The sequence below is a fragment of the Tidjanibacter massiliensis genome (genome assembly GCF_900104605.1).
GTDB lineage: Bacteria > Bacteroidota > Bacteroidia > Bacteroidales > Rikenellaceae > Tidjanibacter > Tidjanibacter inops.
This window is the reverse complement of record NZ_LT629960.1, coordinates 1,446,593-1,458,701: the sequence shown is the minus strand read 5'-3', so window position 1 is coordinate 1,458,701 and position 12,109 is coordinate 1,446,593. Positions and strand designations below refer to the sequence as shown.

Sequence of the window (12,109 nt, the reverse complement as noted above, 5' to 3'; positions counted from 1 at the left end):
GGCCGTGCGGAATTAGTGGGTGTGTCCGTGGGGAATGGCGTCCGATGCGGAGGCCATCTTCACATTGACGGCGCCGCGGGTGACGATGCGTTCGCCTCCCTCCAGTCCGCGCAGGATTTCGACGTTCACTCCGTCGTCGCCGCCGCGCCATACCTGCTGGCGGCGGTAACAGTCGGCGTCGAGCTGAATGTAAACGTAGTAGAGTCCCTGCTGTTCGGTCAGGGCCGAGAGGGGAACGGAAACGACGTCTTCGCGTTCCCGGCCGAGCAGCACTACATCGGCATAGGCTCCGTCGGGGAAACGTCCTCCGGCATCGAACTCGAAGACCACGGGAACGAGGGAGGAGCCTTCCGGAATGATTTTTCCGGAGGTATAGAGCCGGCCGCCCAGTTCGCTTACCCGGTAGCAGGCATCCGAAGCGGGGGTGCGGAAGGTGGCGTCGGTCAGCGAGGGCAACAGGCTGAAATAACGCTGCGATACCATGGCACGCAGCTGCATTCGACCCGATTTGGCGATGGTGGCCAACGGCTGTCCCATCTCCACGTAGTCGCCCGGTGCGACGGATAGCTGCGACACGTATCCGGCGGCCGGAGCCTGGATGAGTGTCCCCTTCTCATCGGAGACCTTCACCGGGTCGTATTCCGCCTTGGCGCGGAGGTATTCGGCTTCGGCGGCCAGATAGTCGCGTTGTGTGACGAGTTTGTCGGCATAGAGTGCCTCGATGCGCCGGAAATCGGCTTCGGCCTGGTGGAAGGCGATGCGTGCCTTCTGTACGGCGTCGCCCGAAGCGAGTCCGCCGGAAGAGAGACGGAACAGGCCCTGTCCCGCGCTCACCGTCGAGTTGGTCATGACGCGTCCGTCCACGAAGGTCACCACACCCGCGATAGGAGCCGATACGACCGACAGTTCGCTTTGCGAGGCGTATATCTCGCCTCCGCAGCGGAGTGTTTCGCGGAACGGACCGCGTTTCACCTCCTGCACTTCGAAGTCGGTGCGGGCGGCCTGTTCGGCAGGAAAGACGATTTCGTCCGGATTTTCGGCTCCGGTGTCGGGCGTGCCGTGCGTGTGGCCTTCGAGGCCGTGGGATTCGTCCGCACCGTGGGCGGTGTCGGACGGGCAGGGAGTGCCCTCCGGATGGTCGTGTACGTGTCCCTTTTCCGCTGCGTGCTGTGCGGCGGACGTCTCTTCTTTTGTGGCCGTGCGTCCTGCACAGCCCTGAAGTACGGCGAGCGATACCGCTGCCGTTATCAATAATATGTTTTTCATGGAAATTAAGACTTTATGTGGGGCCGTCTGCGGCCCGTGTTGATGAACGATTCCTGTCGTGCCTGCGGGCAGGCGTTTCAACACATAAAGTCGGGGGCGCGGCACGGTACCGCGGCCGTGAGGAAAATCCGGATATAGGATTCGGTACAGGGAGCGTCGCCGAAGCCCTGCAGGGCGACCTCCGTGAGATGATTGACGACGAAAGTTCGGCAGACCTCCGCACAGGAGAGGCATCCGCATTCCGGCGAGTGGTCGGCGACCGCCTCTTCCAATCCCTCCTCGCGCGGCTGGGGTTGTGCGACGGTGAGGCTATGCGACGCACACGACGCATAGGGTTGCGTATTGTGCGAACCGGTGCCGGTGCAGACGTTGCGGCACGGATTGGCCCCGTTGATATGGCTGTAATTGAGACATACGGCCGTCGGGTCGCCGTGGTGATGGTGCGGCATGAGTGCCACCGCCTGCATCAACACGCAGAGCAGCAGTACGGTCTTCGCGAACCTGTTGTTTCCCAAGTGCCTCATCTCCCGCAAAAATACGCCTTTTTTCCGAATATGGAAATTCCGGGTGTTTTTTTGCATGGTCGGGTCTTGCGGTCAGCCGTACTCTCCGTCCGTCCGCAACCGAGTGAAGCAGGCTACTTCCCTTTTTCCTGGCCTGTGCGGGAGTGTGGCTCCGGGAACGGAAGCGGAGGCCGAGACTGGGAAGTCTCCCGTTCGTATGCGGAGCGGCGGTGGCGAGGAGTGGAAAGTGGCTTGTAGGGGCGGCTCCGGGAACAGGGCCGGAGGTTCGGCGCGATGCGGAAAATGACACCCCCGGACGGCAAAAAGCCCTTTCTCCGATAGGGGAAAGGGCTTGGCCTGAGCGGACGGATAGTGTGCCGCAGGTGTGTACGGCTCTTCTCCGAATGTACAAATTACTTCGTAGCCATGTATTTGATGAGCTCTACGACCTTGTTGGAGTAACCCCATTCGTTGTCGTACCAGCTCACGAGCTTCATGAAGTTGCCGTTGAGGGCGATACCTGCATCGGCGTCGAAGATGGAGGTGCGCGCATCGCCGATGAAATCCGACGATACGACCGCATCTTCGGTATAGCCGAGGATGCCTTTGAGTTCGTTCTCGGAAGCGCGTTTCACTTCGGCTTTGATTTCGTCATAGGTGGCTGCCTTTTCGAGCCGTACGGTGAGGTCTACTACCGAAACGTCGAGGGTGGGAACACGGAACGACATGCCGGTAAGCTTGCCGTTGAGCGCCGGTATCACCTTGCCTACTGCTTTGGCTGCCCCTGTCGAGGAGGGGATGATGTTGCCGGCAGCGGCACGGCCGCCTCTCCAGTCCTTGGCCGACGGGCCGTCTACGGTCTTCTGCGTAGCGGTCGTGGCGTGTACGGTGGTCATGAGACCCTCGATGATGCCGAACTTGTCGTGTATCACCTTGGCCAGCGGAGCGAGGCAGTTGGTGGTGCAGGAGGCATTGGAGACGATTTCCTGTCCGGCATAGGTGTCGTTGTTGACGCCCATGACGAACATGGGGGTGTCGTCCTTCGAGGGGGCCGACATCACGACGCGTTTCGCACCCGCCTTGATGTGTGCGCCGGCGAGTTCCTTGGTCAGGAAAAGGCCGGTCGATTCGACCACGTATTCCGCACCTATTTCGTTCCACCGGAGATTCGCCGGGTCTTTCTCTGCCGTAACGCGTATGGTTTTGCCGTTTACGACGAGGTTGCCGTCCTTTACCTCCACGGTGCCGTCAAAATGGCCGTGAACGGTGTCGTAACGGAGCATGTAAGCCATGTAATCAACCGAAATGAGGTCGTTGATGCCTACCACCTCTACGCCGCCCTGCTTGACGGCGGCACGGAAAACGAGGCGGCCGATGCGCCCGAAACCGTTGATGCCGATTTTAATTTGTGACATAATCCTTTATTGTTTTATGGTTCTGTATAATTCTTAATGCCTGTTCCCCTGCGGTGATGCAAAGGTAGGAATCTTTTGCCTGTAAATCAATACGCATGCAAACGTATGCGCAGTTTAATTTTCGGAAGCGTTCCGGGTGTCGGAGTCCTGTGGCCGGGCCGCCTCTTTCACCTTTTTGGCCATGTTCGATGCGAATACGAAATCGTTGAGGGCCCGGTTGTCCGTGTGCAGGATATCCGCCGAAGTGCCTTCCCATCCCTTGCGCCCCTGGTTGATGAACACAATTTTCTCGCCAATCTCCATGACCGAGTTCATGTCGTGGGTGTTGATGATGGTCGTGATGTCGTACTCCTTGGTGATGTCGTATATCAGTCGGTCGATTACGTTGGAGGTGACCGGGTCGAGCCCGGAATTGGGTTCGTCGCAGAACAGGTAGCGGGGATTCATCACGATGGCGCGGGCGATGGCCACCCGTTTTATCATGCCGCCGCTCAATTCGGCGGGATAGAGTTTTTCGGCCCCTTCGAGGTTCACACGGTGCAGGCAGAAGGCCACCCGCTCCCGTTTTTCCGCCATGCTCTGGCCGGTGAACATGTCAAGCGGAAAGCGGATGTTCTCTTCCACAGTGGAAGAGTCGAGCAGGGCGCCCCCCTGGAATATCATGCCCACATCGCGCCGGATGGCCTTCTTCTGGCGGAAATCGAGCGATGTGAAGAGCGTGTCGCCGTAGTATATCTCGCCTTCGTCCACCGGAAAGAGGCCGGCGATGCTTTTGATGAGCACCGTCTTGCCGGAACCGCTGCGGCCGATTATCATGTTGATTTCGCCCGGCAGAAAGGTCGCCGATATGTCTTCCAGTACCGGCTTGCCGTCGAAGGACTTGTATATGTGTTCGCAGCGTATCACAGGTAGGAGATTTGGGTGATTATAAGGTCCATCATCAGTATCACTACCGAACTCACCACCACGGCCTTGGTGCTGGCACGCCCCACTTCGAGCGAGTTCCCTTTGGCGTAATAGCCGTAGAAGCCGGAGATGGAGGTGATGACGAATGCGTATACAATCATCTTTATCAGCGCATAGACGATGGAGAAGAGTCTGAAATCCATTTTGATGCCGGTGATGTACGTGTCCGGGATGATGATTCCCGTGACCAGCGTGATGGCGTATCCCCCGATGAGACCGACGACGATGCTGAGGATGGCGAGCAGCGGGAAGAAGATGACCGTTGCGATGATTTTCGGGAGTATCAGGTAGCTCGCCGAATTGACGCCCATGATTTCGAGGGCGTCTATCTGTTCGGTAATGCGCATCGTGCCTATCTCGGAGGCGATGCTCGAACCGACGCGGCCGGCCAGGATGAGCGCCACGACCGTGGAGCTGAATTCGAGTATCATCGTTTCGCGCGTGGCGTAGCCCATGAGCTCGCGCGGGATGAAGGGCGACTCGAAGTTGATGCACATCTGAAGCATGAGCACGGCCCCCATGAAGACTGATACGAGCGTTACGATGCCGATGGAGTTGAGCCCCAGCGTCTCCATTTCGGCCAGCACCCGCCGTTTGTAAACGCTCCTGCGTTCGGGACGGGAGAAGACCTTGCCCATGAGCAACATGTACCGTCCTATGAGGTTGAAGATATTCATACCGGCGATGATGTTATTCCCTGCGGCTTTCAGATGTCTCTTCGCGGATGTCCTCGTATTCCACGTAGTCTCCGACCTCGTTGCTTACCACCTTTTTCGACGATGTCTCGGTCTGCTGTACGGTGATTTCGCCGTCCTTTTTCTTTTGGTTCCGGCCGCCGCCCCATGTGTAGGTGCGGAAAGTCTCTCCCTGCTCCTCCATCTGTCTGCGCAGACGGTTCATCCGGTAGCGGAATATCAGTATGCCGATGAGTACCAGTGCGATGAATCCCATAACGATATAGAAGGCCACGCTGAGTATGTCGCCGATGGATACGAGGCCGAACAGTATCAGAATGACCAGTATGATAAGAATGTATGTTCCTACTCCCGTTCTCATAAAATGGTGGTGTGTTTCGGTTCTGGGGGCCGGTCGCGGGCATCTCCCTCCGGCCGATTATACAAAGATAACTCTTTTTCCCCGAAAATATTATTGCCCTTTTCCCGATTTGAGTGACATAACATATTTTGTGCCCGGCCGGTGCAGTTTGGTAACAATTTTGTATCTTTCGCTCCGGAAACATCGTTTAATTAAAACAGTCACGGATATGAAAAAGTACATTTGTAACGTATGCGGATATATATACGACCCGGCAGCGGGGGACCCCGACAGCGGCGTGGCACCCGGAACCGCTTTCGAGGATATTCCCGAAGATTGGGTATGTCCGCTGTGCGGTGTGGGCAAGGAGGATTTCTCTCCCGTGGAGGATTGAGCCGGCCGGAAATGGAAAAGGCGGCGCTGCGAATCTGCGGTGCCGCCTTTTTTGTCTCCTGACGGGTGTTACCGTATCCTGTCGAGCGACTTCACCAGAAGGATATCTTTCCGGATGCCCCGCAGCGCAAGGTAGGTGAAGATGAGCGAAACGGGCGGGAAGAAGGCGGCGGCGGAGAGTTTCCAGGCTGAAACGGCGAGCGTCGAGAGGCTCCGCGCACCTCCCCAGATGTAGTATATCTCGAACAGCATCACTCCGGCGAGGAGTACCGTCTCCACTACGCAGAGCCGGAATTGCAGCAGGCGTTTCTTATAGAGGAAGATGGTTACGAACGGTAGCAGCGCGGCGGCGATGACCGTGGCGGCGAGGCCGTAGGCGGTCAGCACGGGCGTTCCGTCGGCGGCGTCGGAGAATCCGAAGGCCGTGAGGTACATCTCTTCCGTTCCGCCGAGGAAGGTTCCCAGCGGCATCAGCAGCATGAGGCCCGTCAGTACGGCGACGAGCAGCAGGTAAAGCGATTGTATCCTTTGTATCATCTCTTTTGGTATTTGTTGTCTTTTTCTGTTTGTCATTGGGCCGTTTTCGCTGCTTGGCGAGGCGGATGCCGGTCTTCTGGCAAGGGGCGCCTGACGCCTGCTGCGGACGGGGCGCGGGGGCGTTAAAGTTCTTCGTCTATGAGATAGTGGTTGCGGTCTGCCGAGTTCCGGTTTATCAGCTCTCCGAGGAAACCCGCCAGGAAGAGCATGACGCCCAGAACGACGGCCAGCAGGCAGAGGTGGAACAGCGGCTGGTCGGTGACGGCGCGGAATACCATGTCGTGCGACTGGCGATAGAGCTTCTGGGCGATTATCACGATGACGGCCACGCCCCCGAAGAGGAACATCAGCGTGCCCAGTCCGCCGAAAAAGTACATCGGACTGCGCCCGAAGCGCGACAGGAACATGACCGTGACGAGGTCGAGGTAGCCTTTGACGGCGCGTTCCCAGCCGAATTTGCTGTGGCCGTACTTGCGTGCACGGTGGTGTACTTCCTTCTCCCCGATGCGGGTGAACCCTGCGTTCTTGGCCAGGATAGGGATGTAGCGGTGCATCTCTCCGTACACCTCGATGCTCTTGACGACTTTCTTCCGGTACGCCTTGAGGCCGCAGTTGAAGTCGTGGAGCCGGATGCCGGAGGTCGCCCGTGCCGTAGCGTTGAAGAGTTTGCTCGGCCACCGTTTCCCTATCGGGTCGTGGCGCCGGCGCTTCCATCCCGAGACGAGGTCGTAGCCCTCCTCTGTTATCATGCGGTAAAGCTCCGGTATCTCGTCGGGGGAGTCCTGCAGGTCGGCGTCCATTGTGATGACGACTTCGCCCCGGGCCGCCTCGAATCCGCAGTAGAGTGCGGCGCTCTTGCCGTAGTTGCGCCGGAAGCGGATGCCGCGTACCGAGGGATTGGTCGCCGAGAGGCTGCGTATCACGTTCCACGAGCTGTCGCTGCTGCCGTCGTCGATGAAGATGGCTTCGTACCGGAAACGGTTTGCGGTCATTACCCGGTCTATCCATGCGGCGAGCTCCGGAAGCGATTCGCTTTCGTTCAGCAGGGGGATGACCACCGATATGTCGGGTGTCTCACTCATGGCCGGTTCCGTTGTCGTCGCGGTCATCGTTCCCGGCGAGCGGGTCGGGCTGGCGCTGTGCCATGGCGCTCGTAAAGAGGCCGATGATGCCTCCCTGTATGAAATAACCTATTACGTAGCAGATGACGAGCACGAGCGGGTTGAACATGGCCGAATAGAGCGCGTCGTAAACCATGTCGAACTGAGCCTGTGGCAGGAGGTCCTGCATGGTGGCCATCTGCAGGTCGATTGCCTCCGTGACCGCTTCCTTAATGAGGAAGTTGTTGATGAGTGCCGAGGCGAATCCGAAGATGACGCCCGTGAAGAGCATCATGGCAAGGACGAATCCCATGCACCGGCCGTAGGGGAACCCTTCCCGTGCATCGGCCATGCCGGCTATCCGGCGCGTGAAACCGTAGGTGAGCAGGATGAACAGGACGAGCGACAGGATGCTCATCCAGCCTCCCAGCGCGAGCGATACCCGTGTAAGCTGCAGGGCAGCCGCCACGAGTCCCATGACGGTGCCGCCTTTCATGGCCTCCGTCCAGAATATCTTTTTCGTTATCTCCATGTCGGAATCTTGTTTGTCTGCGTTGCGTTCACAAATATAACGCTTTTTGCCGCTTCCGGCAACTTTCGCCTCCGTGCCGAATTCGCTGTTCCGGTACCCGGAAGGGCACTGCGCCGATGCGTTCGCCTGTTCCGGTGCGGCGGGATGCGGCGTCTTGCGGAGAGTTTCCTTTCGGGCGCGGAGACCCGTCAGTATTTGCCTTTCCAGAGCGAGGCGATGCGGCGTGCTATCTCGGCCTCCTTCGGATTGTTGCCCGGTTCGTAGAAGCGCCGCCCCTCCAGACCGGCAGGCATGAACTCCTGTTCGGCGAAGTTGCCTTCGAAATCGTGGGCGTACTTGTAGTTCTTTCCATAGTCCAGCTCCTTCATCAGTTTGGTCGGAGCGTTGCGGATGTGCAGGGGGACGGGTCGGTTGTTGGTATCCTTCGCCGCCAGCCCCATGGCCCGGTCGATGGCCATGTAGGCCGAGTTGCTCTTGGGACTCGTGGCGAGGTAGATGGTGGCCTCGGCCAGGGGAATGCGGGCCTCGGGCATGCCGATTTTGTGGACGGTGTCGAAACAGGCGTTGGCGAGCAGCAGCCCGTTCGGGTTGGCCAGTCCGATGTCTTCGGCGGCGAGGATGACGAGCCTGCGGGCAATGAATTTGGGGTCTTCCCCGGCATTGAGCATGCGGGCGAGGTAGTAGACGGCGGCGTTCGGGTCGCTGCCGCGTACGCTTTTGATGAAAGCGGAGATGATGTCGTAGTGCATCTCTCCGTTCTTGTCGTAGGTGGCGATGTTCTGTTGCAGGGCGTCGGTTACGGTGCGGTCGTCTATCACCAGGTCGCCGTCCGAGGCTCCCGCGACAATGTCGAGAATGTTGAGCAGCTTGCGGGCGTCGCCTCCCGCGAAACCGAAGAGCGCGCCCGTTTCGCGTACCTCGATGTGCCGTTCACGGAGTATCGCATCCGTGGAGAGGGCGCGGTCGAGCAGTTCCTGCAGCTGTGCGTCGTCCATCGCCTTCAGTACATAGACCTGACAGCGTGACAGCAGCGGCGAGATGACCTCGAAGGAGGGATTCTCGGTCGTCGCGCCGACGAGGGTGATGTCGCCCTGTTCGACGGCCCCCAGCAACGAATCCTGCTGCGCCTTGTTGAAACGGTGGATTTCGTCGATGAAGAGGAACGGTGCGGGCGTGTTGAAGAATTTCTGTTTGCGTGCCTGTTCGATGACCTCACGCACGTCCTTGACGCCCGAGTTTATCGCCGACAGCGTGAACATCTTCCTGTCGAGAGCTCCGGCGACGAGCCGGGCCAGGGTCGTCTTGCCCACGCCGGGCGGCCCCCAGAGGATGAAGGAGGGGACGTTGCCCGTTTCGATGAATTTGCGAAAAACGCCTCCGGGCCCCACGAGATGCTCCTGCCCGATGTAGTCGTCGAGCGTCCGCGGCCTGAGCCGTTCGGCCAGGGGAATGTTGCTTTGCTGTGCCATGTGTCGTGTCCTCCGGAATTTGCGGGTCGGATACCTCCGGCCGGGGAGCTCTCCGGCCGGCATGCCTGCCCGGCAAAGGTAACGAAAAATCCCCGTTCCGCAGTATTCCCCGTCGTCTCCCGGTACAGGGGTTGCAAAAAAGGCGGCATGCACAATAAGGAGGGAGAAAGGTGCGTTCTAAATTAGTCACGAATGATTTAAGAAATTAAGAAACAGAACGATATTCGCCTATGGTATGATTCGACGCGCTTTCCCGCAGCAGGCTGTCCGTGCGGCGGCCGGGAAACAGGAGTTCAACTTATACTTATTTTATATATCGTTATGAACAGAAAATGGATGTTTGCGGGTCTCATCGCCGCAGCCCTGGCGGTTGGCAGCGGTGCGACCTACCTTATCACGAAGAACAGCCGGAGCGTGCAGCCGCAGGAGCGGGTGGTGGAGAAGGTTGTGGAGATAGAGAAGTCGCCGGCGGCTCACTTTACCGCCTACCAGGCGGCCGACTATCCCGACCTGACCTATGCCGCCGAGAATGCGGTAAATGCAGTGGTCAACATCGAGGTGACGCAGCAGGTGCAGATGCGCAATGTAGACCCCTTCCTCGAATTTTTCGGAATACCGCAGGGTTACTCCCGCGGCGGGGAGTATGTGCCTCGCGAATTCAAGGCGGGCGGTTCGGGCGTCATCATCTCTCAGGACGGTTATATCGTTACCAACCATCATGTCGTGGATAACGCCACCGAACTGAAGGTGAAACTTTACGACGGGCGTACCTTCCAGGCCAAGGTCGTCGGTACCGACCCGACCACCGAGGTGGCGCTTATCAAGATAGAGGGTGAGAACCTGCCGACGCTGGCATTCGGAGATTCGGATGCGCTGCGGCTTGGTGAATGGGTGCTGGCTATCGGCAGCCCTTTCGACCTGCAGTCGACCATTACGGCGGGTATCGTGAGCGCCAAATCGCGTAACCTCGGAGCGATTCCCAACCAGTACCGCGTGGAGTCGTTCATCCAGACCGATGCAGCGGTAAACCCCGGCAACAGCGGCGGCGCACTGGTCAATACGCGCGGTGAGCTTGTGGGTATCAATACGCTGATTAAAAGTCAGACGGGAACCTATATGGGCTATTCGTTCGCCATTCCGAGCGCGATAGTGAAGAAGGTGGTGGTGGACCTCAAGGAGTACGGCGTGGTGCAGCGTGCGCTGCTCGGCGTCAGCTACCGGGAGATTGACGAAGAGTTCGTCGAGACGTTCGGCGAGGAGTACGGCATCCGCGAAACGGGCGGTGTCTATGTGGCCGATGTTTCGGAGGACGGTGCGGCCAAGGCGGCCGGCATCCGCAAGGGCGACGTAATCACCGCAATAGATGGCATCCGGCTCGGCAACAATACCAACCTGGCGGAAATCATGTCGCGTTATCGCCCGAACGACAAGGTGACTATTTCCGTAAAAAGGGACGGGAAAACGAAACAATTCGAGGTTGTGCTGCGTAATAAGGCTGGTAAGGCCGAACTGCTCTCCCGCGACTATGTGGATGTGGCCGAGTCGCTCGGCGGACGTTTCGCGGAGATTAACGACAGAACCCGCAGAGAGCTGAGGATAGAGAACGGCATACGGGTGACGGAGGTGCGTCCGGGCGGCGTGCTGGCCAGGGCCCGGGTGAAGGAGGGATTCGTGATAACCCATATCAACGACCGCCCCATCCGTTCGGTGGCCGACCTTGACCGGGTGACGGGTCCCGTGACATATATCGAAGGCGTATATCCCAACGGGCGCGCCATCAGTTACTCCCTTGTGCAGTAGGGAGCTGCCGAGAGGGACGATAAGAGAAAGATGGTCCCGGCCCACGCAGGAGTCGCATTGCGGGGCCGGGTCCGTTTTTAAAACGCCTGCCGGCGGGAAAGAGAGAAGAGACAACGTACTATTTTATATTGCAACCAACAACATGAGGCAGTTAAAGATTACAAAATCCATCACGAACCGCGAAAGTGCATCGCTGGACAAATACCTTCAGGAGATAGGCAAGGAAGACCTTATCACCGTTGAGGAGGAAGTGGAGCTTGCGCAGCGCATCAAGAAGGGCGACCAGGAGGCGCTTGAAAAGCTGACCAAGGCCAACCTGCGTTTCGTGGTTTCGGTGGCCAAACAGTACCAGAACCAGGGGCTCAGCCTTCCCGACCTTATCAATGAAGGCAACCTGGGGCTCATCAAGGCTGCGGAGAAGTTCGATGAAACGCGCGGTTTCAAGTTCATCTCCTATGCCGTGTGGTGGATACGCCAGTCTATCCTGCAGGCCCTCGCCGAGCAGTCGCGCATCGTGCGTCTGCCGCTCAACCAGGTGGGGTCCCTCAATAAGATAAACAAGGCGTTCGCCCGTTTCGAGCAGGAGAACGAGCGTACCCCTTCGCCGGAGGAGCTTGCCAACGTGCTCGACCTGCCGAAGGAGAAGGTCTCCGATACGCTCCGTGTGTCGGGTCGTCACGTCTCGGTGGATGCCCCCTTCTCGGACGGAGAGGACAACAACCTGCTCGACGTGCTGGTCAATAACGATTCCCCGAATGCCGACCGCGGGTTGATAAACGAGTCGCTCTCCACCGAGGTGGAGCGTGCGCTCGCCACGCTGACCGACCGTGAGCGCGACATCATCCGTTACTTTTTCGGTATCGGCTGTCCGGAGATGACGCTCGAAGAGATTGGCGAGAAGTTCGGGCTGACGCGCGAACGTGTGCGTCAGATAAAGGAGAAGGCCATCCGCCGTCTCCGTCACAGCTCGCGCAACAAATTCCTGAAATCGTACCTCGGATAGTGCCCGGGGCGCCGGGGCGGTTGCCGCCCGCAGGAGGGGAATCCGCAGAGGGGTTCCCCTCCTGTTTTTGTCGCCGCCGCAGGTGTTTCT

At 58.7% G+C, this 12,109-nt stretch carries 13 protein-coding genes; 3 read left to right on the top strand and 10 right to left on the bottom strand.

From position 1 onward, the window contains the following. Nucleotides 1-12: 12 nt before the first annotated feature. The 6 genes from BQ5361_RS07140 to BQ5361_RS07115 form a co-directional block, all read right to left on the bottom strand. The gene (locus BQ5361_RS07140) at nt 13-1,266 is read right to left on the bottom strand and encodes an efflux RND transporter periplasmic adaptor subunit (protein WP_052130980.1); all 1,254 of its coding nucleotides are present in this window, start codon (nt 1,264-1,266) and stop codon (nt 13-15) included. A gap of 77 nt (nt 1,267-1,343) precedes the next feature. After that, complete coding sequence (locus BQ5361_RS10745; RefSeq protein ID WP_161940441.1) at nt 1,344-1,790, bottom strand: hypothetical protein; 447 nt, start codon at nt 1,788-1,790, stop codon at nt 1,344-1,346. A 392-nt stretch (nt 1,791-2,182) separates the two neighbouring features. After that, complete coding sequence (gap, locus tag BQ5361_RS07130; protein WP_022062987.1) at nt 2,183-3,184, bottom strand: type I glyceraldehyde-3-phosphate dehydrogenase; 1,002 nt, start codon at nt 3,182-3,184, stop codon at nt 2,183-2,185. Nucleotides 3,185-3,298: 114 nt separating this feature from the next. Further along, a complete protein-coding gene (locus BQ5361_RS07125; protein ID WP_035472101.1) occupies nt 3,299-4,090 on the bottom strand; it encodes an ABC transporter ATP-binding protein in 792 nt (263 codons plus the stop codon). Then, nucleotides 4,087-4,827 carry an MlaE family ABC transporter permease gene (locus tag BQ5361_RS07120; protein ID WP_022062989.1) on the bottom strand — a complete coding sequence of 247 codons (741 nt, stop codon included), beginning with the start codon at nt 4,825-4,827 and terminating at the stop codon, nt 4,087-4,089. Before BQ5361_RS07120 ends, BQ5361_RS07125 begins: the two co-directional genes overlap by 4 nt. A gap of 13 nt (nt 4,828-4,840) precedes the next feature. After that, nucleotides 4,841-5,206, bottom strand: a complete 366-nt coding sequence (locus BQ5361_RS07115) for a hypothetical protein (RefSeq protein ID WP_022062990.1) — start codon at nt 5,204-5,206, stop codon at nt 4,841-4,843. Nucleotides 5,207-5,414: 208 nt separating this feature from the next. Here BQ5361_RS07115 and rd point away from each other — a divergent pair, with 208 nt between their 5' ends. Beyond that, the gene (gene rd / locus BQ5361_RS07110) at nt 5,415-5,579 is read left to right on the top strand and encodes a rubredoxin (protein ID WP_022062991.1); all 165 of its coding nucleotides are present in this window, start codon (nt 5,415-5,417) and stop codon (nt 5,577-5,579) included. A 68-nt stretch (nt 5,580-5,647) separates the two neighbouring features. On the opposite strand, the gene BQ5361_RS07105 is transcribed toward rd, so the two are convergent. From BQ5361_RS07105 to BQ5361_RS07090, 4 genes are all read right to left on the bottom strand, one after another. Continuing rightward, nucleotides 5,648-6,115 (bottom strand): DUF4293 domain-containing protein, encoded by a 468-nt coding sequence (locus BQ5361_RS07105; protein WP_022062992.1) that lies wholly within the window; start codon nt 6,113-6,115, stop codon nt 5,648-5,650. A gap of 122 nt (nt 6,116-6,237) precedes the next feature. Continuing rightward, a complete protein-coding gene (locus BQ5361_RS07100) occupies nt 6,238-7,197 on the bottom strand; it encodes a glycosyltransferase family 2 protein (protein WP_035472104.1) in 960 nt (319 codons plus the stop codon). Further along, nucleotides 7,190-7,747, bottom strand: coding sequence for a DUF4199 domain-containing protein (locus tag BQ5361_RS07095; protein WP_035472107.1), 558 nt, complete (start codon nt 7,745-7,747; stop codon nt 7,190-7,192). The genes BQ5361_RS07100 and BQ5361_RS07095 overlap by 8 nt, the downstream gene beginning before the upstream one ends. 188 nt (nt 7,748-7,935) lie before the next feature. Further along, on the bottom strand, nt 7,936-9,216 hold the full coding sequence (locus BQ5361_RS07090) for a replication-associated recombination protein A (RefSeq protein WP_035472347.1): 1,281 nt from the start codon (nt 9,214-9,216) through the stop codon (nt 7,936-7,938). A gap of 321 nt (nt 9,217-9,537) precedes the next feature. On the opposite strand from BQ5361_RS07090, the gene BQ5361_RS07085 reads away from it, so the two are divergent. Together BQ5361_RS07085 and BQ5361_RS07080 are read left to right on the top strand one after the other, a co-directional pair. Continuing rightward, nucleotides 9,538-11,016, top strand: coding sequence for a Do family serine endopeptidase (locus BQ5361_RS07085; RefSeq protein WP_035472110.1), 1,479 nt, complete (start codon nt 9,538-9,540; stop codon nt 11,014-11,016). A gap of 142 nt (nt 11,017-11,158) precedes the next feature. Further along, nucleotides 11,159-12,019, top strand: coding sequence for a sigma-70 family RNA polymerase sigma factor (locus BQ5361_RS07080; RefSeq protein WP_035472113.1), 861 nt, complete (start codon nt 11,159-11,161; stop codon nt 12,017-12,019). Nucleotides 12,020-12,109 lie beyond the last annotated feature (90 nt).